Here is a 25900-nt window from a genome sequence, read left to right on the forward strand (position 1 = left end):
GGCACCGCACCGTCTTGGGCAGCGATGTCGGACGAACGTATTTCACCCCGGAGCGTGTATCCCGTTCACATGAGGTTTGTCATTGTGGGGTACGGCCGAGTCGGCTCCCGGACCGCGCGCATCCTCGCGGAGGAAGGCCACGACGTCGTCGTCGTCGACAACGACATGGACCGGATCGAGCGCGCCAGCGACGACGGGCTCGAGACGGTCCACGGCGACGGTGCCGACGAGGACGTCCTCGTCGACGCCGATATCGGGACCGCCGACGCGATCGGTGCGTTCACGCCCGATCTCAACGCCAACTTCGCTGCCTGTATGGTCGGGACCCACCACGGCTGTCGGACAATCCTACGGATCGACGAGGACTACCGCGAGGACATCTACGAGAAGTACGCCGAGGAAGTCGACGAGATCATCTACCCCGAGCGGCTGGGTGCGGCGGGTGCGAAGACGGCGCTTTTGGGCGGCGACTTCAACGTCGTCGCCGACCTCGCGGCGAACCTCCAACTGACCGTTCTCGAGATCCGAGAGGGATCGCCCGCGGTCGGCAAGCGAATGAGCGAACTCGATCTGCCCGAGTCCGCGCGGATCTACGCCCATGGGCGCGCCCGCGAATCGCTGACCATCCCGTTGCCCGGGACGGAACTCGCGGTCGGCGACGAGGTTGCGGTCATCACCGAGACCGACCACGCGGCCGACGTTCGGTCATCGCTGTTGCCCGCCGGTGCCTGAACCTCGCGGTAGCGATCGGATCGAAAGGGGGGAGAGGAACGGTAGCAGGCGCGCGGACGGACGGATGGGGGAGGGGTGGGGAGGCCGTCAGCGCGCCTGTTCGTTCCGACGGTTTCGAACCCAATAAAACTGCGTCAGACGATCGACTGACGACGGTCAGTTGGCGTCCGAATCGTCGGCGGGTCGGAAGACGAGGACGTTCTGGTGGACCATCGACGGGACGAACGAGAACGGGTAGCCGTAGACGTGGAGGTCCTTCGTCGGATCGTACCAGATCAGGGTCGCCGCCAGCGTCAGCGGTGCGGCCGCTTCGATCGCCTGCGCGAGTTCGGCGGAGAGGAACTCGTAGGACTGGTCGCGGTACATGTCGCCGATGAAGACGACGACGTGGCCGTCCGGTGCGACCGCGTCAGTAAAGCGGTCGAACTTCGTGGCCATCTCGTCGAGCCAGTCGGCTTTCGTCTCCCACTCGCCGTCCGTCGACCCCTCTCGGCGGGACTGGGCGCCCGGCTCGTCGTCGCTCTCGTCGTCCACACCGTCGGCGTCCCGACCGTCGAACGAACCCAGACTGCTCTCGCGGGTCCGGCGCTCGTTGCGCGTCTGCTCGAGTTCGTCCATGTGCCAGTAGGGGACGTCGGTCAACAGGAGGTCGACCGAGTCGTCGGGGACCTCCTCGATCAGGTCCGCACAGTCGCCGTGGCGCATCTCCTGCTCGGCCAGTGGCGGGTCGCCGCGCTCGCGTCGCTCCTCGTTTTCCCGGACGAGGGCCGTCTCGTAGATCTCGACCCATCGGCGCGTGCGCTCGAAGCCGATGGCCTCCCGCAGGCCGGTCCCCTCGTGTTCGCAGACGCTTGCGCCCAATAAGGTGCCGCCGACGCCGGCGAAGGGATCGAGGACAGTGTCGCCGGCCTTGCTGAACCGGCCGATCAACTCCGCACAGAGCCGCGGGGGCTTCTGGCCGCCGTGTTCCCTCCGCAAGTCGTGCTGGAGGGCCGGCGGATAGCCCTCGGCGATCACCGACTTGGTGGCGTACTTCCACTCTTTGCCGGTGAGGTCGTTGACCCGGTTGCGCTCGTCGTAGATCCCGCGGCCCTCGAGGTAGGTCTGGTGATCGGCCAACTCGTCGGTATCGATCACCTCGCCGTCCTCGACGGGCAGTGACTCCTCGCGTGCGCGCTCGGCGTCGAACCCGCCGTCGTCGTCAGTGAACAGCCGGCTCTGGCGGTGCCGGCCCCCGTCGTCTGCCATACCTCGAGTGGTCACGCGACCCGTTTAAATACTCCTTTCGCGATCCGCCCGCTCGAGCGTCCCGGTCGTCCCTGCCGTTTTTGCTTGCCCCCTCCAAAGGCGTCCGATACGATGCTCCCCGTCGGAGACGTCGCTTCGCTGATAGTCGGCGTTCTCGCTCTCTGGATCGGCGCTCGCTTCCTCGTGACCGGTGCCTCGCGGCTCGCCGGCGCGGCCGGGATCCCGGCGCTCGTCGTCGGGCTCACGGTGGTCGCCTTCGGCACGTCCGCGCCGGAGATCGTCGTCTCGACGGGGGCCGCCCTCGAGGGCCGGGGCGACGTCGCGGTCGGCAACGTCGTCGGCTCGAACGTGTTCAATCTGGGCGTGATCCTCGGGCTCGTCGCCGTCATCGCACCGTTTCGCGTGTCCGAGCCGCTGCTTCGCCGGGACGTACTGGCGATGGCCGCCTCGACGGCCATCGCGGTCGCCGTCCTCGCGAACGGCCTCGTCTCGCGGCTCGAAGGGGCCGTCCTCCTCGCGCTGCTGGCGGGCTATCTGGCGGCGCTCGTGATCGCGGTCAAGAACGGCGACGAGGCGGCCGAACCGACGGGCGACTCGAGCGGGGCGACCGACGGCGCCGGGCGGGACGTCTGGCTCGGCCTCGAGGTCGGCCGCACCGTGGCGGGACTCGCGATCGTGATCGTCGGCGGGCGCGTCCTGGTCGACGCCGCGGTCGGGCTGGCTCTCTCGGTGGGGATCTCCGAGTGGGTCATCGGCGCGACGATCGTCGCGGCCGGTACGTCGCTGCCGGAGCTGGTGACGTCCGTCGTAGCCGCCCGCCAGGCTGATACCGGAATCGCCGCGGGCAATGTCGTCGGCTCGAGCGTCTTCAACGTCCTCGGCGTACTGGGACTGGCCGCCGCGGCTCGCCCGCTGGCCGTCGACCCGGCGGTCGTTCTCGCGCTCGGATGGCTCGCCGCCGTGACCGCGTTCGCAACGGTCGTCCTCGCGACGGGGCGGCAGCTGACCCGCCTCGAGGGGGCCGCGCTCGTCGCGTTCGGAACGGCCTACTGGGTCGTTAGCGCCATTCTCTGAGGCCGCGGCGTCGCCGATCGCTGAGACCGGACCGGGTGACACGAGTGTTAGCGAGTATATATGTGGGACACAGCCCTGAACGTGTGTATGAACATGCTCGTCGACGGCGAGTGGCGAACCGACGCGTACGAGTCGACTGACGACGACGGCTCGTTCGAGCGCCAGACGACGCCGTTCCGCGACGAAATCCGCGACGACCCCGACGCCCGATTCCAGCCCGAATCGGGCCGCTATCACCTCTACGTCTCCGCCGCCTGCCCGTGGGCCCACCGGACGCTCGTGACGCGGGCGCTGAAGGGCCTCGAGGACGCGATCTCGGTATCGATCGTCGATCCCTATCGGGGCGAGGACGGCTGGCAGTTCACCCCCGAGAAGGAGGGGTGTACGCGCGATCACGTCCACGACGCCGACTACCTGCGCGAGCTATACGTAAACGCGGATCCGGACGCGACCTGTCGCGTTACGGTGCCGGTCCTCTGGGACACCGAGGAGGGGACGATCGTCAACAACGAGTCCGAAGAGATCATGCGGATGCTCGACACCGAGTTCGACGAGTACGCGACTCGAGACGTGGACCTCTACCCCGAAGGCTACCGCGACGAGGTCGACCGGATCATCGACGAGATCTACGAGCCGATCAACAACGGCGTCTACCGGGCCGGCTTCGCGACGAAGCAGGGGCCCTACGACGAGGCGGTCGACGACCTCTTCGCGGCGCTCGACCACTGGGACGAGGTGCTTGCCGACCAGCGCTACCTCGCCGGCGACCGGCTAACCGAAGCCGATGTCGCGATGTTCACGACGCTCGTCCGGTTCGACAACGTCTATCACACGCACTTCATGTGTAACGTCCAGTACATCCGCGAGTACGACAACCTCTGGCCGTATTTGCGGGACCTCTACCGAACGCCCGGCGTCGCCGAGACGGTGAACATGGACCACATCAAGGAACACTACTACACGACCCACCCGGACGTCAACCCCAACCGGATCGTCGCTCGAGGGCCGGATCTCGACTTCGAAAAATCACACGACCGCGACGACCTCCCCGGCGGCCCGCCGTCGGATCTGGTCGCGGCCGCCAGCGCCGACGACTAGGTCGTCCTCGAGCAGAAGAACGATCTCGCGGCGTCAGGACTCCGCAGTCGCCTGTTCGGTTTCGTCCTCGGATTCGGCATCGTCGGCCTCGGTGGCTTCCGTTTCGGCCGCCGCGAGTTCCGCGTCGGCGGCGGCCGCACGGTCATCGGGGGTACGGCCGGTGTCGCGCCGCCAGTCCTCGAAGCTGTGGCCGAACTCCTCCTCGGCGACGAACACTTTCCAGAGGATCCAGACCGGGACCAGGACCGGGATCAGTGGAAGCAAGACGATCACGAGTACCGCGGCCATGATATAGCCGAACAGGGACATCTGGGTGTTGGGCCCGTATCCCGTCGACTCGGACACCTTGACTGACATATGGGTTCGTACGAACGTACCGGTGTTCGGTCTTTCGATTCGTCGGGTTCGTTGCCGTGGCTGTGCTAGTCGCCGGTCAGCACCACCTCGGCGTCGTCCTGCGGTCGATACGACAGCGCCTGCATGGTCTCGGACAGCGAGAGGAACCGCTCGGCGTTGTCGGAGATGCCGTGGGCGATCAGGGGAGCCCCCTCGAGCGTCGCCGTCGCGGCCGCGTTGAGCAGTCGCCGGCAGTCGCCGGGGCTGAGCCACATCGCGCGGGCGTAGCGCTCGCCGGCCCCGTCGCGGTCACGGCACTCCGCGCGGAGTTCGTCGCGGGTGAGCAGCCAGCCGATCCGGAGGTTCACTACGTCGAACCCGTGGCGCTTCGCGTAGTAGGACCCCATCGACTCGCCGAAGACCTTCGTGACGCCGTAGTAGGTGTCGGGATCGGTCGGATCCGACGGCCGAACGATCTCGGGGCTGCCGACCGTCGACTCCGGGCGGCTCTCCGAGACGGTGTTTTTCATGTTGACCGCGTGGTTCGAACTCGCAAAGACCACGCGCTCGAGGTCGTTCTCCGCCGCGGCCTCGAAAGCGTTGTAGACGCCGTCGACGTTCGGTTCGCGTACCTCGTCCCACTCGGCCCGCGGGGAGGGGTTAGCCGCGAGGTGAATCAGGACGTCCTGACCCGCGAGCGCGTCGCTGAACGCGTCGTAATCGGCGATCTCGATCGGTTCGGACTCGAGGTCGTCGGTCTCGCTGTGGGTAAACAACGCGAGGTCGTGATCGCCGTCGGAGAACGCGGCGATTGCCTCCCGGCCGACGTTGCCCGCCGCGCCGGTGATGGCGATGTTCGTCATACGGAAGCGACGGTGACCGGCGCAAAATAGGTCGGGCCGGCGTCTTCTTGCCTAGCCGTGTGCGCCATTGCGATAGGTAATCCGGACGCCGGAGACGCGGACACGACGACCTCGATTCCCGCCCGCCGGGGGATCGATCGGGCGGCAGGAACGCGTCGGCGGTCGGTACTGTGGTGTTACGGCTCGACGACGATCTTGCCGACGCTCTCCCGGTCTTGCATCGCCGCGAAGGCCGCGTCGGTGTCCGCGAGCGCGTACGTCTCGTCGATCTCGGGCTCGAGATCCCCGTCGGCGGTCAGCTCGACGAGCCGCCGGAGGTCGTCCTGGGTCCCCATCGTGGAGCCGACGATGCGTTTGTGACCCAGAAAGAGGCTCGCGATATCGATCGTCGACTCGCCGCCCGCCGTGCGACCGCAGATCGCCATCGTCCCGCCGCGTCGCATGACCGACTGGCCGAGCCGCGTGAACTCGCCGCCGAGGTGGTTGATCACCGCGTCCGGCTCGCCGATCCGCTCGACCGCCGTGCGGATCTCGTCGACGTCGGCCGATTCGACGCCGTGATCGAGGCCGAGTTCGCGCACTCGCTCGAGCTTCGACGCCGACGTCGACGTGCCGATGGTTTCGGCACCGAACACGGCCGACAGCTGAACCGCCGCGACGCCAACGCCGCCGGTCGCGCCGGGGACGAACACGAGGTCGCCGGGGCCGACCTCGGCCCGGCGGAGCATGTGGAAGGCGGTCATGTAGGCCGTCGGGATCGCGGCGGCGGTCGTCGCGTCGACGCCGTCGGGCAGCGGGATAAGCCGGTCGCCTTCGACGCACGCCGTCTCGGCCAGCCCTCCGTGATAGAGCGAGAACCGCTCGCAGGTGTTTTCCGGCCCCTCGCGGCAGAACCGACACTCGCCGCAGGTCTCGTTCGGACAGAGAACGACTCGGTCGCCGGGCTCGACGCCTCGAACGCCGTCACCGACCTCGCTGACGACGCCGGCCACGTCCAGCCCCGTGACGAACGGCAGATCGTCGGCGTCGACCATCGCCGAGTCCCCCTCGAGGATCCAGAGGTCGTGGCGGTTGATCGCGCAGGCCGCGACGTCGACGGTGGCTTCGCCCGGGCCGGGCTCGGGCTCGTCGCGCTCGATCGTCCTCACTCCCTCGGGTCCGCTCAGTTCGGTGAAGGCTGCGGCTCGCATCGAGTTTCGGATCGATCCCGAGGACAAAGACCCTAGGGAAGGCGGAACCCCACGTCGAGCGCGGATCGGCGGGCTTGGGACCGCCGACCCAGCCCTTTTTCGCTGCCGGCCGTAGGTGTACCCGTGACAGCGCCCACGACGTGGGAGGTTGAACTCCGCGTCCCCGACGACGCCGACCTCGAGGCAGCCGGCAAGTCCCGGACCATCGACGTCCGCGCGGACGAGGCGATCCTCGCGGCGGCCCGCCGGGCGGGGCTGTGGCTCTCCGCGGACTGCCAGCAGGGGTGGTGTATCACCTGCGGCGCGCGACTGCTCGAGGGTGAAGTCGACCACAGCGACGCGAAGCGGTACTACCCCGAAGACGAGGCCGAGAACTTCGTGTTGACCTGCGTGGCCCAGCCCCGCGCCGACTGCGTTATCCTGGTCGAACAGTACGACGAACTGCTTCGCCATCGGGCCGACCACGACAGGCCGCCGGGACGGTCGAAACTTGGCTAGCCGAGGGGCGACGGCGGTCCGTCCGGATCCGACCGACCCGGCGACTGCCCGCCGAACGTTTTCGGCCCCCGCGATTGACCGCCCGGTATGACCGAGCCGCGGTTTACCGCCGTCCTGCTCTCCGACGGCGACTGTCCGTTCTGTTCGGCCGCCTCGACCGCCGTCCGGCAGCTCGAGTCAGTCGGCGTCGTCTCGTGGTCGGAGCCGGCCGCACAGGCCTTCCTCGACGCTCAGTTCGGCGAGACGCCGTTCGCGCTCTTTTTCGCGGATTGCGAGGCCGGGACGGTCTGGGCGGGCCGTGCGGCCGCGACCGAACTCTGCGAGCGGGCGGGGATGCCGGTGCTGGTTCGGGACATCGTCGGCGAGAACTACGAACGACTCGCGGACGCCGTGCGGGTCGTCTGGGGAACCGACCGGGAGATCGATCCCTACCACGACGCGTATCCGATGGCCAGCGACGCCGCGACGCTGTTCGACGAACTGGCGGCTAGCGCGGGCCGGACGCACGTGCCCGGAACCTGAGCGGCCCTCGAGGCGAGCCGGCGGTTCGCCGACCGATGGGGCGCTCGAGCCCCGCAGGGACTACACGTCGATCGTTCCCCGCATGGAGTTGGGGTGGACCTGACAGTAGTACTCGGCCATCTCGGCGCTGGCGGTGAATGTAGCCGACTGAGTCGCCCCTTCTTCCCCGAGCAGGTCCGTCTCGAGTACGTCCTCCCCCGACTCGTCTTCGATCGCGAAATTGTGCTGGAGACCGTCGCCGTTCTCCCAGACGAGGGTGTACTCGGTCCCCGCCTTGAGCGACAGGGTCGGGTTTTCGGTCCCCGCGACGGTATCGGGTGCGGCTCCCTGCCAGCCGGATGTCTCACCGACGAGGCGGATGTCGGCCTGTGTGTCGGTGCCGTCGTCCCCATCTGCCGGCGTCTCGCCGCCGTCGCCGGGGAACTCCCAGTCCGCGAACGGCCCCTCGACGATCTCGTCCTGTTCCCACATCGCGTGGATAAACGGTTGAGTCTCGCCGTTCGGGAGTTCGAACGCGGTCGGTACCGGATCGTAGACGGGGCCGTCGGGTGTCGGCCTGATCGGCAAGACGACGCCGTGCGTGTGGTGGATCTGTCCGGCGATCGTCTCCGCGGGCGCGAGCGGCAGCTCCTCGTCGAGGACCATCCGATACCGTTCGTCACGCACCGTCGCAGTCGTCATGAAGTGGACGACGCGCATCCCCTCCTCGGTGACCCGCTCGCCGTTGACCTCGAGGTGGCCGACGCCCCAGGACGCGCCGTAGGTGTAGACCTGCGGGAACAGCGGTGAGCCGGTCCCCGTGATGCCGTGCAGCGAGCCGCCGGTCAACACGCCGCCGCCGGTCTCGTAGCCGGGGATCGGCGGCTGGATGACGTGATCGTGGTCGATCCTGTACTCGTTACCCGCCGGATCGGTGAACTGCGCCTCGAGGGCGACCGTATCGGTCGTCTCGCCCGGCGCGCCGGGGAGATCGTACGGCTGGTGATCTTCGTAGGTGATCTCGAACGAACCGCTGGTAACCTCGGCCTCGTCGCTGTACAACGTCGGTTCGGTCAATCGTTGCTGGGCGATCGAGTCGTCGTCCTCGATCGGTTCGCGGGCCTCGTCGGGTGCGGCGACGAGGAAGGGCAGGTCCGCGAGCAGCTGTGGGACGGCCTCGCCGAGCGGCGAGGGGAGCCCCCGGGCCTGTTCGATCCGTGCCTCGAGGAGGTCGGTCCCGCGTCGCGGGTTTTCCGCGGTTCCGAACACCGACGGACTCAGTCGCCGCTCGCCGGGCAACACCCAGTAGACGGCGTCGCCCGGCTCCTGTCTGGCGGTGACGGTCACTTCGGGGTCGTCGCCCTCGTCGCCTTCGCCGTCGGATTGGGTCGCGCCGACGCCGGACGCGCTCGCGAGTCCGCCGATCGCTGCTATCGTCCCTAGTTCGAGGAATCGCCGTCGTGATGACGCCATAGCAATCGGACACCGAGGGTGTGGATAAAGCCCGACCCGGTGGTGTATCCCGGTCGAATAGCCATCGCTGCTGAAATCGAAGGGACGTGGACAATCACGGTGAGCGAGATAGCGGCGACCGTCCGCGGCTAGCCGCGTTCGCGGACGCTCAGTCGCGTCCGGGTGCAGGCTCGGGCAAGGCCCGCCGTTCTCGAGGCGGCACGAGGTAGTTCGCCCGGTTCGCGACGGTGATGTACTGGAGGATGCCGTTGTTCGTTCGCCGGCCGACCGAGCCGTCGGTGAGGTCGCCGCCGGTCATCGCCGTCCGGGTCGTCACGAAGTCGTCGATCGAGCGCTGCAGCGAGAGGAAGTGAAGGCCAGCCCGGTCGTCGTCGGTCGAGTCGAAGTCCCGTCGGAGGACGATCGGCTCCCCGTCTTCGCGGGCGCGAGCGGTCTTCTGTGCGTGGCCGACGGTCCCCTTCCGCCGGGCAGCCTCGTCGGCCGCGTCGGCGACCTCGGTCACCCGACTCGAGTCACCGAGGTTGTGGCCGGCTCCCTCGACGAGCCCCTCCTCTGCGTGGGTCGGCGAGAACATCTTGGCGACGCGTTGCTCGCGGCTGTCCTGCTCGTACCACTGCTGGAGATGCAGGTTGAGCTTCGAAAGGTGGATCGTGGTCCCGCCGGCGAACGGCCCCTCGTCGATCGTCACGCGGTCCTCGCTGGCCTGCGTGCGCCGGAAGCCGGACTTGAAGCCCATGAACATCGGCGCGTCCTCGGGGACCGGTTCGCCGTCGGGGATGCCGGCGACGCCCGACTGCTTCTCGGCCGGGAGCCCGCGGCCGATAAACCCCGTTCGGCGTTCGGCGATCTCGAATACCCCTTCGAGCGTACCCTCGACCGCGAGTCCGTTCAGGTCCGAGAGTTCGCCCTTCAGCGCTTCCTCGGCGCTCAAGGTGACGTGGCCGTAGTCGCTGGCCAGATGTACCAGCGCGTCGTACTCGTCGATCGCGGGGTCTTCCAGCGCGGTCAGGGGCTCGGGATCGGGAAGTCCGACCCCCTCGAGGTCGCTCTCGAACCGGTCGAAGTACGCGGGGCCGTAGCCGACGGTAAAGGCGAGCCCCTCGTTGCCCCGTTTGTAGGCCCGCTCGAGCGTTTGGAACGCGGCCTCGAGCTGGTCGCGCTCCTCGATGGCGTCGGCGGGGCCGTCGCCGACGTACTCGAGGGCCAGCAGGAGGTGGTGTCGGGGCGGCACGTCGTTGCCGTGGTCGTCCGTCGAGAGGAACTTGTTCCAGGCGTGCTGTCGGGTCGGGAGTTCGTCGGGCGCGAGGACGGCCTGTGGGACGTCCTCGCGCTCCTCGCGCTGGAGACACGCGGCAAGCCCAGCGGCACCGCCGACGGCGACGGCGCTTTTGACGAACTCGCGACGCGGGAGTCCGCGGTCCGACCTGTCCATACACGACTCTGGGGTGCTGACGACTAAGGATATTGTGGTCCGACCGTTGAACCACCGAGGGAGCGACACCGACGGTTCTCGGCAATTGCAAGCAAAGCTTCATGCGCCGAGTTATGGGAGTGGACCGGTGGATGTCGGACGAGAAACCACACGCGGCAGGCAACGTCGACGCAGGGGACACGAGCGAGCGCGTCGGGATGAAGGTGCTTCGCGAACGCGGGCTCGAGCCCGAGGAACTGCGCGAGAAACTGATCGATGCGATCGGTGCCGAGTTCACGACCTATTACTACTACACCAATCTTCGAATGCATCTCGCCGGTCACGAGGACTACAAGGAGATCACCGAGGACGCCCGCCTCGAGGACCGGGCCCACTTCGAACTGGTCGCGCCGCGGGTGTACGAACTCGGCGGCGCACTGCCGAACGACATTCGGGACTTCGCCGATCGAGCGTCCTGTCCCGACGCCGAGGTTCCGACGCCGATGGCTGGCGACGGGAGCTTCGACACCGAGTCACTCGACGCCGAGAGCATCCTCGAAGTCCTGCTCGAGGCGGAACGCTGTGCGATCCGGACGTGGTCGGAGGTCTGTGACATGACCCACGGGAAAGATCCCCGGACCTACGACATGGCCTCGCGCATCCTGCAAGAGGAGATCGAACACGAGGCCTGGTTCGTCGAACTCCTCTCGATGGAACGGGACGGCGAGATCAATCCGGCGGGCCACTTCGTCCGGGGCGAGCCCGGCGATGCACCGCTCTCGACGAACCGCCGGTTCAACGACAGCGCGTAGCCGGGACGCGCCGGCGACCACGGCGTCGACCCCGAGTCCGACCTCGAGCGCTCGCTGGCCCCGGATCCCGGCCCACCCCCATCGCGGCGCGCCAGCGATGACCGGCAGTGCCATCCGTCTTCGAGTGGTATACGTTCCCATGAATCAGATCGAGGCGTTCGTCGAGATCGACGCGCCACCCGATGTCGTCTGGGATGCGCTCATAGCGTTCGACACCTACCCGGAGTGGGACCCGCTCACGCGAACGATCGAGGGCGTCGCCGTCGACGCGACGGGTGGTTCCGAACGGAGCGACGCGTTCGCGTACCGCCCTCGGCCCATCGGGCCGACGGTCGTCGCCGCCGAGCCGCCGCGACGGCTCGCCTGGCACGATCGGCTCGTCGTGCCGTTCGCGTTCGATCGCTACCACGAGTTCCACCTCGAGCCGATCGGCGACGGACGCCGGACCCGACTGCTCCAGCGGGAGACGGTCCGCGGGGCACTCGCCGGTCTGGCGTTCGACGAGGCACGCCTCGAGCGGGCCTTCGTCGCGATGAACGAGGCGATCGCGACGCGGGCGGAACGGCGGATCACCGCCTAGAAACGCCGAGAGCGACGCGAGCGATCCGATCCCGTGTGTCGGCCCGACCGGCAGTTCGTCGTCGGTGCGGTGGTCCAGCCGGCGGAAGTCGGCGGTGACGCGCCGTGGCGAGGGGACGCCGGGACGAACAGCGTCTCCACGTGACTCGAGGGTGGCTCGGCGAGGGTTCAAGTACGGACAAGCGGCGAGGCTCGCCGTGACCCGCTCTACCCGATGTCGTACGAGCCGTGAGCGAACCGCCCCGAGTCCACCAGCGAGGCACGCACATGGGACATAGAGCGCTGGTCGCCTACCGGCGGCCGGACCGGCTCTACGGACTGCGGTACAGCCACTGGGGCGGCGAGGACCTCGCCCTCGCCGAGGCGATCACCCCGCGGACGCCGCTTGCCGACGGCGCGATCGACGGTGCGTTGCTCGCGGATTCGATCAGCCGCGAGCGGATCCTGACCGATCACCTCGACCCCCGCGTCCACGAAGCACTGTATCTGGTCGCCCCTGACGCCGGCTATGCCGTCGATCCCTATCGGGTCTGCTGGCTCGAGTGGGGCGACGGCCGCGACGGCGGCCGGGGCGCGATCGTCGCGACGGAACCGGTCGACGACCGCGCGGTCAGGGTCTGGTTTCGTGCGACCAAGACCGCGCTGGCCGACGTCATCGAGATGGGCGTCCTGTCCCGGCGGGCCGCACAGACCTACCTCGAGGCCCGTGTCCACGAGGAGTGGGACGGGCGGTGCTACACCTACGGCGACGCGCCGGCCGACGAGCCGGCTGGCGGCTACGATCCGCCCCTCGACCGGTGGCTCGGCGGCGCGGACGGGCTCGAGGGAGCCGACGGGGAACGCGACACTGACGGGGACGAAACCGGCGAGAACGAGCGTGACGAGGGGAACAGATGGGACGGTGAGGGGAACGGACGGGAGGACGAGGAGAGCGGAGACGGGGCCTGAGACCGATCGATCACTCGCCAGTCGTCCACCTGGCGTCCGCGAGCGTCCGCTGGACGACGTCGTTGCCGACCGCCTCCGCGAGCGTCTCGAAGCCGGCCCGCTCGCCGCGGTCGTCCGCGTTGGCGACTAACCGTGAGACGATGAACTCCGGCGTCGACCGGCCAACCGTGTCGAAGCGGGGCTGGTAGTCGACGAGCAACTCGAGGTCGGGGTTGAGCCCCTCCGCGAAGATGCCGTCGACGCGGGCCTCGGGTGGCAGCGGCTCTAAGTCGTCCGCGAGGTGGGTGACGAAGACGCCAAGCGCCTCGCGGTCGACCGAGAGCGTGACCAGGCCGTGTAGCAGGTCCGCCGCGCTGCCCGGTTCGGTGATCGCCTCGAACTCGTCGACTAGCATCAGCGTGCGCCCGCCCGTCGAGAGGGGCGGGACGATCGACTTGAGCGTGGACTCGAGGACGCCGGCATTGAAGCTCGCGTGCCGGCGGTGAAAGACCAGCGAGTCGACCGGCGTCACCTCGGCCCGATCCGCGGGGACCGGCAGGCCCATCGTCGCCAGCAGGACGATCTGACACAGCGTCTCGAGCAGGGTCGTCTTCCCGCCGCTGTTGGCCCCGGTGAGGACCGCGACCCGCTGCTGGCCGGGGACCGAACCGACGCCCTCGGGGACGCTCGCGACCCCGTGATCGCCGAGCCCGTAGGTCACCGGCTGGACCGACTCGTCGTCGCGCGCGGCGAGCGTGAGGTTGCGGGCGTTGACGACCGAGACGGCGGCGTCGTCGCCCTCGACGAAGACGGGACGAGTACAATCGTACTCGAGTGCGAAGCGGGCCAGCGACAGGTGCAAGGCGATGTCGTCGACGGCTTCGATGGCCTGATTAACTGCGTCGCGGGCATCGTCGAGGGTGTCCTCGAGGTCGCTCGCGACGGTGTCCTCGCGCTCGTCGACCGCTTCGGTCAGGTCGCTCCGGAGGGCCCGTAGCGTGGCGCCGACGAAGTCCGTCGCGTCGGTGGCGTCGGTCGCCATCGCGTCCCGAACCCGATCGATCGTCACGCCGGTCTCGGTCAGCAGGTGGTCCTCGAAGGACTGGCGAAAGCCCTCCACGTCGCGAACCCCCTCCGAGCGCAGCTCCTCGATCAGCTCGAGGGCGTTCGCGTCCAGATCCTCGATCGCCCCCAGCGAGTCCCGGAGGCGATCGAGTTCGTCGTCGGCCCCCTCGCGGACCCGATTCCCGTCCAGCGCCGCCAGCGCGTCGGCGGCGTCGGCCAGCCGGTCGCGCTCGAGGTCGGCGATCGCGGCGAAGGGACCCGAATCGACGCCGGCCTCGAGCAGCGCTATCGCGGCCTCGACCGCGGCGTACTCGCTGCCCTCGCGCTCGTCGTAGCGCTCGTAGGCCGCCAGGACCGCCTCACGCTCTTCCTCCTCGAGGGCGGCCCACGCGTCCCGCGCCGCGATCACGTCGTCGAGGCGAGAGTCCATCGCCTCGCGGGTGGCAAGCGGGGTCAGTACCCGGATTCGGTCCGCAGCCCGCTGCGTGACGGCGTGTTCGACCGCGAGATCCAGCAGTTCCTTGTAGGCCGACCGCGCGTCGCTGGTCGCCAAAACGTCCATGCCAGCGCCGCCGGTCGCCCGCCGGAGGATCCGCGTCGCCCGACCGCGGGCGAGCCCGGCGTCGGCAAGCGCCCGGACGTCGCCGTTCTCGATCGCCCGAACCGCCGCTTCCGTCCCCAGTTCGTCGACCAGCCGCTCGCGCGTCTTCGGGCCGACGCCCCAGTACTCCTCGAGTCGCATACGCTGTTGACTCGAGGCGACCGTCTTGAACACTGCGCCTCGTGGCCTCGAGTCCCGTCGTAGAACCACGGTGAACGCGCCGATGGGGACAGCGCCGAGCCCGCGTTACCGCGACGCGGCGTGTGCGAGCAGTTCGATCGGCGTCGGCGGCGACTCGCCGTCCAGCGAGCCGCCGGCGAGGGAACTGTCGGCCGGAACCGGCTCGACCTCGCTGTCGCCGAGCTGGGTCCGACAGGAGGTGCCCGGCGCGGCCACGACGTCGGCACCGCTGTCCTCGATCTGGCCGACGAGGATGTCGCCGATCGACTGGCTCAGCGAGTAGTGTTCGGCCTCGTAGCCGAACGTCCCGGCCATGCCACAACAGCCCGAGTCGAGCGGGTCGACGGCGTAGCCGGCCCGCCGGAGGACCCCCACCGCGTGGTGGTCTTTCTTCTCGGCCTTCTGGTGACAGTGGCCGTGGTAGACGACCGACTCGTCGGGTGCCGCCCAGTCGACGTTCTCGTCGAGCCGGAAGGTGTCGAGGTACTCACAGAGACCGTAGGAATTGGCAGCGAACCGCTCGACGGCCGTGCCCGAGCGCAGGTCCAGGGCGTCTGACTGGAACATGACCGCGTCGGAGGGCTCCGCGACGACGACGTCCCAGCCCTCGCGGATCCGGGGCTCGAGTGCGGCCACGTTCGCCTCGATCGCATCGCGAGCGATATCGATAAAGCCCTTCGACAGCGCCGGTCGGCCGCTGTCGGTCCGGTCGGCGACGTCGACGTGGACGCCCGCGGCCTCGAGGACGCGGACCGCCGCCTTGCCGACCTCGGGGTGGCTGTAGTTCGTGTAGGTGTCCGCGAAGAGGACCGCCTTCCGTTCGGCCTCGGATTCGGCGACGCGCGAGCCGCCTCGCTTCTCGAACCAATCCTGCAACGTCTCGCGCTCGAACTCCGGCAGGGACCGCTCGCTCGCGATGCCGACCGTCTTCTCGGCGATCGTTCCCGAGCCGGGAAGCGACTGCACGAGGTTCGACACCGGCGCGAGCGCGCTGCCGACGGCCGCGAGCGTGTCGAAGTTGGCGAACAGTTTGTCGCGGAGGCTCGCGCCCTCCTCCTGGTGGCGCTCGTGCATGACCTCCGTCTTGAGTTTGGCCATGTCGACGCCGCTCGGGCAGTCGCGCTTGCAGCCCTTACAGCCGATACAGAGGTCCAGCACCTCCTCGGCGAACTCGTCGTCGGTCGGGTCGTCCGGCAGGTCGCCGCTCATCGCCTGCCGGAGGAGGTTCGCCCGGCCGCGGGTGGCCGTGATCTCCTCGTCGGCGGCCCGGTAGGTCGGACACATCACGCCGCCGGTCGTCTCCTGACTCCCGCGACAGCCGCCACAGCCGTGACAGAGTTCGACCATCCCCTGCATCCCGTTCTCGTTGTCCCAGTGCAGCGACGGCTCGAGCCCAGCGTCGTACTCGTAGTCGGCGTCGTACCGGAGGTGTTCGCTCATGTCGTGGTCGCCACAGACGTTGCCGGGGTTGAGCAGCCAGTCGGGGTCGAACGCGGTCTTCAGGTCGCGGAAGGCCTGCCAGAGATCGTCGCCGTACAGCTTGTGGTTCCACTGGGTGCGTGCCCGGCCGTCCCCGTGTTCGCCGGAGACCGACCCGCCGAACTCGACGACCATGTCGGTGACCGCGTCGGCGATCGCGACCATCTCCTCGCGGTCACGGTCGGCCTTCGTGTCGACCAGCGGCCGGACGTGGAGGACGCCCGGGCCGGCGTGGGCGTAGAAGGCCGCATCGTTGTCCCGCCCTTTCTCAGTCAGCAGCGACTGGAACCGTTCGACGAACTCGGGCAGGTGTTCCGGCGGAATCGCACAGTCCTCGATGAAGCTGATGTGCTTCTCGTCGGAAGTCCGCGAGAGCAGGATCGGGAGCCCGGCTTTTCGCAGCGTCCAGAAGGTCTCGCGCTCGCCCTCGTCGTGGGCCTCGAGGCCGTCGAACGCGATCGTCTCGTCGATCGACGGCCGCTCGGCGGGCGGGGCCGCCTCGGCGTCGGTCCCGGGGGCCCTGTCGGCGAGCAGGCCGGCCGTCTGTGCCCGCCCGTGGTCGTCGTCATCGGCGTAGAACTCGACCAACAGCGCCGCGTTCGCGGCGTCGGGCACCAGCGACGCCGCTTCCTCGAACTCCGTCGTGTCGCGGGCCAGCCCCAGCAACACGTCGTCGATGAGTTCGACCGCCGCGGGCTCGTGTTCGAGGACGTGCTGGACGTCGGTGACGGCCTCGAGGACGCTCTCGTAGAACAGCAGCGAGACGGCCTTGGTCTCGGGAACGGGCTCGAGCGCGACCTCGGCCTCGGTGACGACCGCCAGCGTCCCCTCGCTGCCGGCCAGCAGCCGCGCGAGGTTGACGGTCCCCGTCTCGGCCTCCTCGACGAGGACGTCGAGGTTGTAGCCGGAGACGTTGCGCTTCATGTCCGGGAACCGCTCTCGGACCGCCTCGCTCTCCTCGTCGATGATCCGGACGACTTCGGCGTGAATCCGCTCGAGTACGGAGCCGTCGGGATCGGCGGACTCGCGGAGATCATCGACGGCGACCTCGCCGAGCGTGGTGACCGTGCCGTCGGCAAGCACCGCCTCACATTCCTCGACGTAGGCGTCGGTCTTGCCGTAGACCAGCGAGTGTGCGCCCGTTGAGTTGTTGCCGATCGCGCCGCCGATCGCGCTGCGGTCGCCGGCCGCGGGGTCGGGTGCGAACTTCAGGCCGTGAGGGGCCAGTGTGTCGTTGAGTTCGCCTAGGACCGTCCCCGCTTCGACGCGGGCCCGGCGGTCCTCGGGATCGATCGAGACCACGCCGTCCATGTGGCGGGTGAAATCGAGGACGACGGCCTCGTTGACGGCCTGTCCGGCGAGGCTCGTCCCGCCGCCGCGCGGGAGGACGGGAATCCCCCGGTCGGCGCAGTAGGCGACGGTCGCGGCGACGTCGTCGGTCGATTTCGGATAGACGACGCCGATCGGCGTCAGCTCGTACGCGCTCGCGTCGGTGGCGTACAGCTGTCGCGTGTAGGTGTCGAAGCGAACGTCCCCCGCGACGCGGTCGCGGATCTCGTCGACCAGCGCCGGTTGCGCGACGTCGTCGGAGACGAAATCGTACTCGGCCCGCCGGTCACCGGTTTCGGCCCCGCCGTCGAACGTCGTGTTAGAGCTTGCAGTCATCCTCAACTGAACACGTTGAATAGTCGGTCACACGTTTCACACCGATAAACCGTTCGGACCACCGGCCGATGCCGTCGGCGAACTATTATGCGCCGAACACGACAGAGCCCCAACGGCCGGATCCGGGCGGCTCCGATACCGGGTACGCACGCACTTGGGGTTCGACGCGCCACCGGATCCTCCCGACCGGGCAGGCAATCCGGGACGTCATCACCGAGCGCGGGATCCGAGGTCAGTCGACCGTTCCCGCCGTGACGTGACAGGCCGTCACGCAGTCCCCGACGGGATATACACAAACGCGCATACAATTCTGGTCGATGGGGAGCCGAAGCACCACAAACACGGGGATTTTTATCGTCTCGGTGCCCTACGAACACCCATGACTGATGGGCGGGGCGAGACTCCCCGGCGAACAGGAATGACCGAAAAGTGCGGCGTCGTCGGCGTCTCACTCGACGGTCGGGACGCGGCACGACCGTTGTACTACGCGCTGTACGCGCTCCAGCACCGCGGTCAGGAGTCCGCCGGTATCGTCACCCACGACGGGTTCCAGCAGCACAGCCACGTCGAAATGGGGCTCGTGGGTGACGCCTTCGGCGAGGGCGATCTCGACGAACTGACCGGCGCTGCGGGGATCGGCCACGTCCGGTATCCGACGGCCGGCTCGGTCGACTCCTCGTGTGCCCAACCGTTCTCCGTCTCGTTCAAGAGCGGCTCGCTCGGCCTGAGCCACAACGGCAACCTCGTCAACGCCGACGAGATCCGCGACGAACTCGCCGCCGCGGGCCACGCCTTCACCAGCGACGGCGACACCGAGGTCATCGCCCACGACCTCGCGCGCAACCTCTTGGAGGAGGACCTCGTCCGCGCGGTCAAGCACACGATGGGCCGGATCCACGGCTCGTACTCGCTGACGATCACCCACGACGATACCGTGCTGGGCGTGCGCGACCCACAGGGCAATCGCCCGCTCTGTATCGGGGAACTCGAGGACGGTTACATCCTCGCCTCGGAGTCGGCGGCGATCGACACGCTCGATGGAGAACTCGTCCGCGACGTTCGGCCGGGCGAACTGGTCGTTCTCCAAGAGGACGGCGAAGGCTTCGACTCATATCAGCTCGTCGAGAACGAGAACACCGCCCACTGCTTCTTCGAACACGTTTACTTCGCCCGTCCCGACAGCGTCATCGACGACACGCTGGTCTACGAGGCTCGCCGGAACCTCGGGCGCAAGCTCTGGGAGGAAAGCGGCGTCGAGACCGACGTCGTGATGCCGGTTCCCGACTCCGGACGCGCCTTCGCCTCGGGCTACGCGGACGCGGCAGGCGAGACGACCGCCGACGGCGAGGCCCGCGACGCCGACGACGACGGCGTCGAGTTCGCCGAGGGCCTGATGAAGAACCGCTACGTCGGGCGCACCTTCATCATGCCGACCCAAGACGAGCGCGAGCGCGCGGTGCGGCTCAAGCTCAACCCGATCAAGTCGACGATCGAGGGCAAGACCGTCACGGTCATCGACGACTCGATCGTCCGCGGGACGACCTCGACCCAGCTCGTCCAACTCCTCAAGGACTGCGGGGCCGAGGCGGTCCACGTCCGGATCGGCGCGCCCGCGATCGTCGCCCCCTGTTACATGGGGATCGACATGGCCACCCGCGAGGAACTCATCGCCGCGGACAAGTCCGTCGGCGAGATCCGCGACGAGATCGCCGCCGACAGTCTCGCCTACCTCTCGACCGACGCCGTCGCCGACGTCCTCGGGAAAGAGCGCATCGACCTCTGTCTGGGTTGTGTGACCGGCGAGTACCCCTACGACATCGAGGGCGAGGAGACCGACCGCGACGTCAGCCGGCCCGACGTCGGCGGCCAGCAGCTGCCCGCGGACGACTAACGAAATTTTGCGCTGCGCTCTGAGCGGACGGTTGCGCCATCAGCGCAACCGTCCGCTCGTCACTCGGCAAAATCTTCAAAAGAGCGCACAGCGCTCTTTTGGACAGCGAGGGACCGGAGGTCCCTCGAGCAGGCGGTGCGAAGCGCCGCCGACCTCGCGGGATCGAAGATCCCGCTCAGTTTCGATCAAAAGCACTCCTCCTTCCCCTCCGCTCGCTTCGGGTCAATCGTCGGCCCGCTCGTGCCGACGGCACTCGCGGTCGTAATCGGTGTCCTCCTGCTCCCCGTCCTCGGAAGGCGTTCGGGCACTCCGTCGAGAGCGTTCCGATCTCGACAACCTACGCGATCGGGAGCCAGTTCACCCCGAACAGCAGGACGACGCCCTACGGGATGTCGACGGTGTTCGGCCGCTGCCGGAACGCCCAAGCCGGTCACCGGTCGACTCGAGGGATGCCGCTATTGTGGTTCGAGACGACGCTGTCGCTGTCGGACGAGGAAACGACCGCTCTCGCCGATCGGGTGACGGAGCTGGACACCGACGGGATGGTGACGACGGCGGGTCACGTCGCGGTCTCGATCCGCGATCGCGGGCGGGCCGAGACCTCCACGACCTCCACCTCGAACGCGTCGTCGACGGCCCGCTGCTCTTTCTGAGGGCAGCGACTAACGGTCGTGAAAGGCGGCCGGCCGGGTACCGATTCGTCGGGGGCTGACGCCTACCGCAGACAGGCCGCGACGACCTCGAGCATGCCCTCGCCCCGGACCTCATCGGCGAACAGGGGGACCCGCCGAACGTCGGTGCCGCGGAACAGTTCCTGTGCCTCCGCGAGGGCGCTCTGCTGGACGTCCCAGCGGCGCTGACAAAATTCGCAGTCGTCCAGATTCGGCTGCAGGAACTCCCCGTGAACGTCGTCGGTGACGTTCGACAGGGGCTCCATCACGCGGTTGACGACGACGGTGCCGACCGGAATCCCGAACTCCTCGAGTTGGGCCCGCAGGCGCTTGGACTCGAAGACGCTCATCTCCTCGGGGACCATGACGATCCGGAAGTCCGTCCGCGCGGGGTCGCGCAGGGCCGCTCGGAGGCGTTCGATGCGCTCGCGAAGCACCTCCAGGTCCTCGAGGTCGTCGCCGTCGTCGGGCGCGTCGCCGCCGAACATCCCCTTGACGCCCTCGAGCATCCCGCCGAGGCGCTGGCGGAGTTTCATGATGCGGCCCATCATCGTGTCCATGATCTCGGGGAGTTGCAGGAGCCGGAGGGTGTGACCGGTCGGTGCCGTATCGACCACCACGCGCTCGAACCGCGGGTCGTCCATGTACTCGAGCAGGAGTTGCATGGCGGCGGCCTCGTCGGCACCGGGCATCGCGCCGCCGAACAGGGCATCCATCGGCGACTCGCCGCCGAGCATGTCGCCGAGGCCACCGAGCGGCCCGCTCGCGTCCCCCTCGCCGCCGGGGAAGGGCGAGCCGCCCGCCTCGCCGCCAGCGAAGGGGTCCGTCTCGTCCGCACCCTCGCCCGCGCTGAAGGGCGTCTCTCCCTCCTCGAGGGCGGTTTCGGGGTCGATCTCGGCCGCGTAAAGCGGGATATCGTCCCGGATTCGGCCGGGCTCGGCCGGGATGTCGGTCTCGAAGGTGTCGGACAGCGAGTGGGCCGGGTCGGTCGAGACGACCAGCGTCGACGTCCCGCCGCGGGCGCTGTCCAGCGCCGTCGCGGCCGCCATGGTCGTCTTCCCGACGCCGCCTTTCCCGCCGTAGAGGACGTAGTCGGGGCCGTCGATCGGCTCGTCGGACGGCTCGACGTCGACGGTCTCGCGCTCCTCGTCGCCGACGGAGTCGGTCGGCGTTACCTCGATGGTGTGGTCGCCGTCGTCGCTTTTCCCCCGCTCCTCCTCGTCGACCGGTTCGACGTCGATGCCGCTCATACGCCGCCGTTCCCGGTCCCGACAGGAGTATTCGTCGGTCTCCCGCGGACGATCGTGCCGCTCTCGAGCCAGATGGATTGCTGTCCCGATGTCCCGGCGCACCCGCGATCCGGCGGCGGTTGTGCCGGCAATGACTGACAGGAAACCGTCTCAGTCCTTGGGCGTCACGTCGAGCGTCGGGACGACGCCGCGGACGGCGTCGGCGAGCGCCAGACAGATCGGGACGGCCCACAGCGTCGCGTACAGCGCCTGCGTGATCGGGTTCGAGACCAGCGAGTACCGGACCTGTTCCCACCGGCTGTCGAAGGCGATCGCCTCCCAGGCCGCGCGGTAGGACCGCCAGCTGTAGTAGCACCAGACGACGCCGTTGAACGCGACGAGCGGGAGCAGCGACCCGGGGACGACGCCGGTCAAGCCGGTGAGGGTCAGCCACAGGACGGCGAGCCCGACCGGTAGCCCGAGGACGTTCGTCACCGCCAGCAGCTGGGTCAACACGGTACCCGCCCAGAACCGGGCGCGCTCGAGCCCGGACCAGCCCGGCGTCAGCAGGTGCCGATACGGGCCGCGGACCCAGCGGCGTTTCTGCCGGATCCAGGCCTCGAGGTCGGCCGGACAGAGGTCCTGCACGTAGCGGTCGATGATGCCGAGCGTACAGCCCCGTTCGTGGGCGGCGACGCCCAGCGCCATGTCCTCGGTCACCGCGTCGAGCTGCCACCGGTCGAGGTCGTAGAGGACGCCGGCCGGCACGAAGTAGGCCTTCCCCAGCAGCTGGTAGGGGCCGTCCGTCGAGTTGGCGTAGATCAGGTCCGACCACGCTGCGATCCCCATCGACTCGAGCAGCGGGAGGAGGCCGTCGTCGACGTTTCGCGCGGTCTGTTTCGCCTGCACGATATCGTACTCGGTGAGGCCGGCGGCGGCGAGTTCGAACGTGTCGAGGGGCACCTGCGTGTCCGAGTCGAAGACCGTTACGACGTCGTCGGCCGAAAACGACAGCGTCGTGAAGGCGTAGGTCAGGGCAGCGGCCTTCGTCCGTGGGACGCCCGTCCCGCTGAACGTCCAGTTGCCGGGCGCGCGGTCGGCCGCGAGCGCCGCCCGGTCGACGGCGACGAACTCGACGGCGATGTCGTCCTCGCGGGCGGCGATGGACTCGCGGACCGCCGACACGGTCGGATCGTCGGGTTCGTGGATCACGTACACGGAGACGGCCGCGGTCGGATACCGCTGGGCGGCGATGTTGTCGAGCGTCTCCGCGAGGACGGCCGGCGACTCGCGGTAGATCGGGACGAGAACGCGGAGCTGACGGACCGCCGACTGGGGGAGCCGACAGCCCGAACTGGCTACGGTCGGCGGTCCGCTCGAGGGGCGCTCCTCGTCCGTCGACGGGGCGTCGACCTCCGCGTTCCGTCCGCCATCGGGCCGTGCCAGCGGCCGCTCACGGTCGCGTTCGGCCGCCTCGGCGACGACCCGCTCTACGGTGCCGTCGTCGATCAGGGCGTCGGAGCGGCGAACGAGCAGCGTCACCAGCGCACAGTTGCCGACGAAGTAGGCCACCTGTGTCAGGACGAACACGGCGACGACGGCCTCGAGAAGCATTACGTAGTCGGTTGGCTGCCCGACGTATTGGTATTTCGGCCGGACTATCGTCGCCGCCGAACGGTCGGCACGGTCAGTCGAAGTACGCCGCCAACCGCCGGGCTGCCTCCTCGACGCGCGGGGTCACGAGGGCAAAGCGCAGCCACTCGGATCGGGAGTCCCCGAACGCCTCGCCGGGCATCCCCGCGACGCCGGCCTCGTCGATCAGGCGCTCGACGTTTGCGAGCGTCCCGGGGTAGCCGTCGAAGCGTGCCATCACGTAAAACGAGCCCTGTGGCGTCGTATACTCGGCACCGGCGGCCTCGAGCGCGTCGGTGAAGGTGTCGACGCGCTCGCGCAGCAGTTCGCGATTGCGCTCGTAGTAGTCGGGCCCCGTCTCGCGAAAGGCCTTCAGGGCCGCGTACTGGCCGGGGCGGGTCGTGGCGACGTTGACCAGCATGTGGCGGCTCTTGGCGTCCGCGACCAGTTCCGGCGGGAAGATCACGTAGCCGACCCGCAGACCGGTGACCGCCATCGATTTCGAGACGGCGTTGGTGACGATCCGGTGAGTCGATTCCGTCTCGAGCGCGCTCGCGAACTGGCCGGAGAGGTCGTAGTGGTCGTAGACCTCGTCGCTGATGAGAACGGCGTCGTGGTCCTCGGCGACGGCGACGAGTTCCCGCATCGTCTCGGCGGGGTAGACCGCACCGGTGGGATTGTTCGGCGTGTTCACGACGATCGCGGCCGTCTCGTCGCTCGCGGCCGCGCGGACTGCCGCGGGATCGAGTTGTCCCTCCGCGCCGGCCGCGACGTACCGCTGGGTGCCCCCGAGCATCGTCGTCTTGCCCGGATAGTAGGAGTAGACGGGATCGGTCAGCAGGATCTCGTCCCCGGCGTCGCGCTCGAGGGCCCGCGCCATCGCGAGGTAGTTGGCCTCGCCCGCGCCGTTCGTGACGACGATCTGGTCGGCGTCGACGCCGCGCCGGGCGGCGATCTCCGCGCGCAGTTCGGGTAAGCCCTCGCTGGCCGGGTACTGGAACCGGTCGGGCTCGAAGTCGGCGTACTCTCGCAGGCCGTCCCGGAGCGCCTCGGGGGGCTCCCAGTCGGGGTTGCCGCTGACCATGTCGACCACGTCGCGGTCCGCCGCGTCCGCGTACTCCATCACGTGGAAGAAAAGCGGCGTTTCGTAGTCCATGCGGCCCACTGGGGCGACGGCCACCGTTTGTCTTTCCGTTTCCGGCGGTACTCGCGAGGTGACGACTCGGACCCTCGCTTTGACAACGACCGCGTCCGTCGACTCGCACATGAACGACGACATCGACCGCGAGCTGCCGATGGCCGTCGGCGACGCGCTTCGCGACCGCGAGGAGCTGCTCGCAGTCGCCGAGTCCTGTACCGGCGGGCTGATCGGAGCCGCGATCACGGCCGTTCCGGGCGCGAGCGACTACTTCGATTCGGGGTTGACGACCTACGCCTACGACGCCAAGCGCCGCCATCTCGGCGTCAGTCGCGAGTCGCTCGACGACCACGGCGCGGTCTCGGAACCCGTCGCCCGCGAGATGGCACAGGGGATCCGGGACGTGACCGACGTCACCTGGGGCGTCGCGACGACCGGCGTCGCCGGTCCCACCGGCGGGACCGAGGCGAACCCGGTCGGCACCGTCTACATCGGCGTCGCCCACGCCGCCCCGTGGGACAGCGGTGACTCCTACACCACCGTCTCCCGGTACGTCTTCGACGGCGACCGGGCTGACGTCCGTGCGAAGACCGTCGATCAAGCCCTCGAGGACCTGCTCGCCGAACTCGAGGGCCGTTGATCGGCCCGCGAGTCGCCTCCGACGGGCCCGCGCCGACGCGGGATCGGTTCGCAAACCTGACAGTCTCGAGAGAAAGCTATTCCCGAGTCGGCTCCCCAGAGTCGGGTGAATGAACAAGAAGGGACACGTGTTGAACGCCGTGCTGTTGAGCATCGGGCTGGGGTATCTGCTCGAGCCGTCGGGGAGTCTGGAGACGTTCAGGACCATCGTGATGATCGGCGTGCCGGTGACGCTGGGGGCGCTCTTTCCGGACGTCGACACCGCCTTCGGCAAACACCGGAAGACGCTGCACAACCTGCCGATCCTGCTTGGCTTTCTGGCCTTTCCGTACGTCTTCGGGAACCTCGAGTACGTCTGGGTCGGCGTCCTGACCCATTACGTCCTCGACGTGGCGGGGAGCAAGCGCGGGATCGCACTGTTTTACCCGCTCTGGAAGAAGGAGTTCGGGCTGCCCATCGGGGTCGCAGTCAGCAGCAAGCGCGCCGACCTCATGATGGTGATCGTCACCGTCGCCGAACTCGCACTGGTCGCGCTGGTCGTCTTTCGGATTCCACAGTGGGGATTCGAACTGGGTCGGCAGGGACTCGGGCTGTAACGGCTTCTCTATCCCACCGTCACGGCCCGCCGCTGACGAGATGGAGCCCGACGATCCCGACGACGATCAGGCCGATGAACCCGATTCTAGCGAGCGTCGCCGACTCGTCGAAGAGGACGATTCCGAGCGATGCGGTCCCGACGGCCCCGATACCCGTCCAGACCGCATAGGCCGTCCCGACTGGAAGCTCTTCGACGGCCCGCGCGAGGAGGACGACGCTGACGAGCATCGCGACCCCGGTCACGAGCGTGGGCACGGGCCGCGAGAGCCCGTCGGAGTACGCGAGTCCGATCGCCCACGCGATCTCGAAACAACCGGCGACGAACAGGAGGGGCCACGACATGCCATCGATGGTATCGATCCGCGGCGAGT

The 25900-nt window shown here is 68.5% G+C and carries 23 protein-coding genes and 1 pseudogene; 12 read left to right on the top strand and 12 right to left on the bottom strand.

The window, feature by feature from the left end; translation table 11 throughout:
* Nucleotides 1–69 precede the first annotated feature (69 nt).
* The gene (locus ACERIM_RS18470; protein WP_006179522.1) at nt 70–732 is read left to right on the top strand and encodes a TrkA family potassium uptake protein; all 663 of its coding nucleotides are present in this window, start codon (nt 70–72) and stop codon (nt 730–732) included.
* Nucleotides 733–888: 156 nt separating this feature from the next.
* Here ACERIM_RS18470 and ACERIM_RS18475 read toward each other — a convergent pair whose 3' ends face one another.
* Nucleotides 889–1980 carry a DNA methyltransferase gene (locus ACERIM_RS18475; RefSeq protein WP_373633732.1) on the bottom strand — a complete coding sequence of 364 codons (1092 nt, stop codon included), beginning with the start codon at nt 1978–1980 and terminating at the stop codon, nt 889–891.
* Nucleotides 1981–2091: 111 nt separating this feature from the next.
* On the opposite strand from ACERIM_RS18475, the gene ACERIM_RS18480 reads away from it, so the two are divergent.
* Nucleotides 2092–3054 carry a calcium/sodium antiporter gene (locus ACERIM_RS18480; protein ID WP_373633733.1) on the top strand — a complete coding sequence of 321 codons (963 nt, stop codon included), beginning with the start codon at nt 2092–2094 and terminating at the stop codon, nt 3052–3054.
* Between the two features lie 87 nt (nt 3055–3141).
* A complete protein-coding gene (locus tag ACERIM_RS18485; protein ID WP_006650429.1) occupies nt 3142–4152 on the top strand; it encodes a glutathione S-transferase family protein in 1011 nt (336 codons plus the stop codon).
* Nucleotides 4153–4185: 33 nt separating this feature from the next.
* Here the strand turns inward: ACERIM_RS18485 and ACERIM_RS18490 are convergent, their stop codons facing one another.
* From ACERIM_RS18490 to ACERIM_RS18500, 3 genes are all read right to left on the bottom strand, one after another.
* The gene (locus ACERIM_RS18490) at nt 4186–4509 is read right to left on the bottom strand and encodes a hypothetical protein (protein WP_006650430.1); all 324 of its coding nucleotides are present in this window, start codon (nt 4507–4509) and stop codon (nt 4186–4188) included.
* Nucleotides 4510–4574: 65 nt separating this feature from the next.
* Nucleotides 4575–5351: an NAD(P)-dependent oxidoreductase gene (locus ACERIM_RS18495; RefSeq protein ID WP_006650431.1), complete on the bottom strand. Its 777-nt coding sequence runs from the start codon at nt 5349–5351 to the stop codon at nt 4575–4577.
* Nucleotides 5352–5527: 176 nt separating this feature from the next.
* Nucleotides 5528–6541: an alcohol dehydrogenase catalytic domain-containing protein gene (locus ACERIM_RS18500; protein WP_006650432.1), complete on the bottom strand. Its 1014-nt coding sequence runs from the start codon at nt 6539–6541 to the stop codon at nt 5528–5530.
* A gap of 123 nt (nt 6542–6664) precedes the next feature.
* On the opposite strand from ACERIM_RS18500, the gene ACERIM_RS18505 reads away from it, so the two are divergent.
* Nucleotides 6665–7039, top strand: a complete 375-nt coding sequence (locus tag ACERIM_RS18505; protein ID WP_006650433.1) for a 2Fe-2S iron-sulfur cluster-binding protein — start codon at nt 6665–6667, stop codon at nt 7037–7039.
* A gap of 87 nt (nt 7040–7126) precedes the next feature.
* Nucleotides 7127–7561, top strand: coding sequence for a DUF393 domain-containing protein (locus ACERIM_RS18510; RefSeq protein WP_373633734.1), 435 nt, complete (start codon nt 7127–7129; stop codon nt 7559–7561).
* 60 nt (nt 7562–7621) lie between these two features.
* Here the strand turns inward: ACERIM_RS18510 and ACERIM_RS18515 are convergent, their stop codons facing one another.
* A complete protein-coding gene (locus ACERIM_RS18515) occupies nt 7622–9013 on the bottom strand; it encodes a plastocyanin/azurin family copper-binding protein (RefSeq protein WP_373633735.1) in 1392 nt (463 codons plus the stop codon).
* A 148-nt stretch (nt 9014–9161) separates the two neighbouring features.
* Nucleotides 9162–10445, bottom strand: coding sequence for a Tat pathway signal protein (locus ACERIM_RS18520; RefSeq protein ID WP_373633736.1), 1284 nt, complete (start codon nt 10443–10445; stop codon nt 9162–9164).
* A 131-nt stretch (nt 10446–10576) separates the two neighbouring features.
* Between ACERIM_RS18520 and dps the strand changes: the two genes are divergently transcribed.
* The 3 genes from dps to ACERIM_RS18535 all read left to right on the top strand — a co-directional run bounded on the left by dps (nt 10577) and on the right by ACERIM_RS18535 (nt 12763).
* Nucleotides 10577–11236, top strand: a complete 660-nt coding sequence (gene dps / locus ACERIM_RS18525) for a DNA protection during starvation protein (RefSeq protein ID WP_373633737.1) — start codon at nt 10577–10579, stop codon at nt 11234–11236.
* A 139-nt stretch (nt 11237–11375) separates the two neighbouring features.
* On the top strand, nt 11376–11816 hold the full coding sequence (locus ACERIM_RS18530) for an SRPBCC family protein (RefSeq protein WP_373633738.1): 441 nt from the start codon (nt 11376–11378) through the stop codon (nt 11814–11816).
* Between the two features lie 266 nt (nt 11817–12082).
* Nucleotides 12083–12763, top strand: coding sequence for a DUF6735 family protein (locus tag ACERIM_RS18535; RefSeq protein ID WP_373633739.1), 681 nt, complete (start codon nt 12083–12085; stop codon nt 12761–12763).
* Between the two features lie 10 nt (nt 12764–12773).
* Here the strand turns inward: ACERIM_RS18535 and ACERIM_RS18540 are convergent, their stop codons facing one another.
* Both ACERIM_RS18540 and ACERIM_RS18545 read right to left on the bottom strand, forming a co-directional pair.
* Entirely contained in the window at nt 12774–14549 is a 1776-nt protein-coding gene (locus ACERIM_RS18540) for a DNA mismatch repair protein (protein WP_373633740.1), read from the bottom strand.
* Nucleotides 14550–14654: 105 nt separating this feature from the next.
* Entirely contained in the window at nt 14655–17732 is a 3078-nt protein-coding gene (locus tag ACERIM_RS18545) for an FAD-binding and (Fe-S)-binding domain-containing protein (RefSeq protein ID WP_373633741.1), read from the bottom strand.
* Nucleotides 17733–18150: 418 nt separating this feature from the next.
* Between ACERIM_RS18545 and purF the strand changes: the two genes are divergently transcribed.
* Both purF and ACERIM_RS18555 read left to right on the top strand, forming a co-directional pair.
* Nucleotides 18151–19623 carry an amidophosphoribosyltransferase gene (purF, locus tag ACERIM_RS18550; protein ID WP_373633745.1) on the top strand — a complete coding sequence of 491 codons (1473 nt, stop codon included), beginning with the start codon at nt 18151–18153 and terminating at the stop codon, nt 19621–19623.
* Nucleotides 19624–20072: 449 nt separating this feature from the next.
* Nucleotides 20073–20281: pseudogene (locus ACERIM_RS18555) on the top strand (tautomerase); the annotation flags it as partial.
* 57 nt (nt 20282–20338) lie between these two features.
* Here the strand turns inward: ACERIM_RS18555 and ACERIM_RS18560 are convergent.
* From ACERIM_RS18560 to ACERIM_RS18570, 3 genes are all read right to left on the bottom strand, one after another.
* Entirely contained in the window at nt 20339–21544 is a 1206-nt protein-coding gene (locus ACERIM_RS18560) for an ArsA family ATPase (RefSeq protein WP_373633742.1), read from the bottom strand.
* Nucleotides 21545–21694: 150 nt separating this feature from the next.
* Nucleotides 21695–23137, bottom strand: a complete 1443-nt coding sequence (locus tag ACERIM_RS18565) for a glycosyltransferase family 2 protein (protein WP_373633743.1) — start codon at nt 23135–23137, stop codon at nt 21695–21697.
* A gap of 73 nt (nt 23138–23210) precedes the next feature.
* Nucleotides 23211–24311: a pyridoxal phosphate-dependent aminotransferase gene (locus tag ACERIM_RS18570; protein WP_006650446.1), complete on the bottom strand. Its 1101-nt coding sequence runs from the start codon at nt 24309–24311 to the stop codon at nt 23211–23213.
* Between the two features lie 109 nt (nt 24312–24420).
* Between ACERIM_RS18570 and ACERIM_RS18575 the strand changes: the two genes are divergently transcribed.
* Together ACERIM_RS18575 and ACERIM_RS18580 are read left to right on the top strand one after the other, a co-directional pair.
* Nucleotides 24421–24933: a CinA family protein gene (locus ACERIM_RS18575; RefSeq protein ID WP_373633744.1), complete on the top strand. Its 513-nt coding sequence runs from the start codon at nt 24421–24423 to the stop codon at nt 24931–24933.
* 109 nt (nt 24934–25042) lie between these two features.
* A complete protein-coding gene (locus tag ACERIM_RS18580) occupies nt 25043–25528 on the top strand; it encodes a metal-dependent hydrolase (RefSeq protein WP_006650448.1) in 486 nt (161 codons plus the stop codon).
* A 19-nt stretch (nt 25529–25547) separates the two neighbouring features.
* Here ACERIM_RS18580 and ACERIM_RS18585 read toward each other — a convergent pair whose 3' ends face one another.
* Entirely contained in the window at nt 25548–25871 is a 324-nt protein-coding gene (locus tag ACERIM_RS18585; RefSeq protein WP_006650449.1) for a multidrug efflux SMR transporter, read from the bottom strand.
* Between the last annotated feature and the right edge of the window lie 29 nt (nt 25872–25900).

The organism is Natrinema sp. H-ect1 (assembly GCF_041821105.1).
Taxonomy (GTDB): Archaea; Halobacteriota; Halobacteria; order Halobacteriales; family Natrialbaceae; genus Natrinema; species Natrinema thermotolerans.

Coding starts and splice junctions, on each gene's coding strand:
- ACERIM_RS18470 (WP_006179522.1), top strand. CDS start 70: ATGAGGTTTGTCATTGTGGGGTACGGCCGAGTCGGCTCCCGGACCGCG.
- ACERIM_RS18475 (WP_373633732.1), bottom strand. CDS start 1,980: ATGGCAGACGACGGGGGCCGGCACCGCCAGAGCCGGCTGTTCACTGAC.
- ACERIM_RS18480 (WP_373633733.1), top strand. CDS start 2,092: ATGCTCCCCGTCGGAGACGTCGCTTCGCTGATAGTCGGCGTTCTCGCT.
- ACERIM_RS18485 (WP_006650429.1), top strand. CDS start 3,142: ATGAACATGCTCGTCGACGGCGAGTGGCGAACCGACGCGTACGAGTCG.
- ACERIM_RS18490 (WP_006650430.1), bottom strand. CDS start 4,509: ATGTCAGTCAAGGTGTCCGAGTCGACGGGATACGGGCCCAACACCCAG.
- ACERIM_RS18495 (WP_006650431.1), bottom strand. CDS start 5,351: ATGACGAACATCGCCATCACCGGCGCGGCGGGCAACGTCGGCCGGGAG.
- ACERIM_RS18500 (WP_006650432.1), bottom strand. CDS start 6,541: ATGCGAGCCGCAGCCTTCACCGAACTGAGCGGACCCGAGGGAGTGAGG.
- ACERIM_RS18510 (WP_373633734.1), top strand. CDS start 7,127: ATGACCGAGCCGCGGTTTACCGCCGTCCTGCTCTCCGACGGCGACTGT.
- ACERIM_RS18515 (WP_373633735.1), bottom strand. CDS start 9,013: ATGGCGTCATCACGACGGCGATTCCTCGAACTAGGGACGATAGCAGCG.
- ACERIM_RS18520 (WP_373633736.1), bottom strand. CDS start 10,445: ATGGACAGGTCGGACCGCGGACTCCCGCGTCGCGAGTTCGTCAAAAGC.
- dps (WP_373633737.1), top strand. CDS start 10,577: ATGTCGGACGAGAAACCACACGCGGCAGGCAACGTCGACGCAGGGGAC.
- ACERIM_RS18530 (WP_373633738.1), top strand. CDS start 11,376: ATGAATCAGATCGAGGCGTTCGTCGAGATCGACGCGCCACCCGATGTC.
- ACERIM_RS18535 (WP_373633739.1), top strand. CDS start 12,083: ATGGGACATAGAGCGCTGGTCGCCTACCGGCGGCCGGACCGGCTCTAC.
- ACERIM_RS18540 (WP_373633740.1), bottom strand. CDS start 14,549: ATGCGACTCGAGGAGTACTGGGGCGTCGGCCCGAAGACGCGCGAGCGG.
- ACERIM_RS18545 (WP_373633741.1), bottom strand. CDS start 17,732: ATGACTGCAAGCTCTAACACGACGTTCGACGGCGGGGCCGAAACCGGT.
- purF (WP_373633745.1), top strand. CDS start 18,151: ATGACCGAAAAGTGCGGCGTCGTCGGCGTCTCACTCGACGGTCGGGAC.
- ACERIM_RS18560 (WP_373633742.1), bottom strand. CDS start 21,544: ATGAGCGGCATCGACGTCGAACCGGTCGACGAGGAGGAGCGGGGGAAA.
- ACERIM_RS18565 (WP_373633743.1), bottom strand. CDS start 23,137: ATGCTTCTCGAGGCCGTCGTCGCCGTGTTCGTCCTGACACAGGTGGCC.
- ACERIM_RS18570 (WP_006650446.1), bottom strand. CDS start 24,311: ATGGACTACGAAACGCCGCTTTTCTTCCACGTGATGGAGTACGCGGAC.
- ACERIM_RS18575 (WP_373633744.1), top strand. CDS start 24,421: ATGAACGACGACATCGACCGCGAGCTGCCGATGGCCGTCGGCGACGCG.
- ACERIM_RS18580 (WP_006650448.1), top strand. CDS start 25,043: ATGAACAAGAAGGGACACGTGTTGAACGCCGTGCTGTTGAGCATCGGG.
- ACERIM_RS18585 (WP_006650449.1), bottom strand. CDS start 25,871: ATGTCGTGGCCCCTCCTGTTCGTCGCCGGTTGTTTCGAGATCGCGTGG.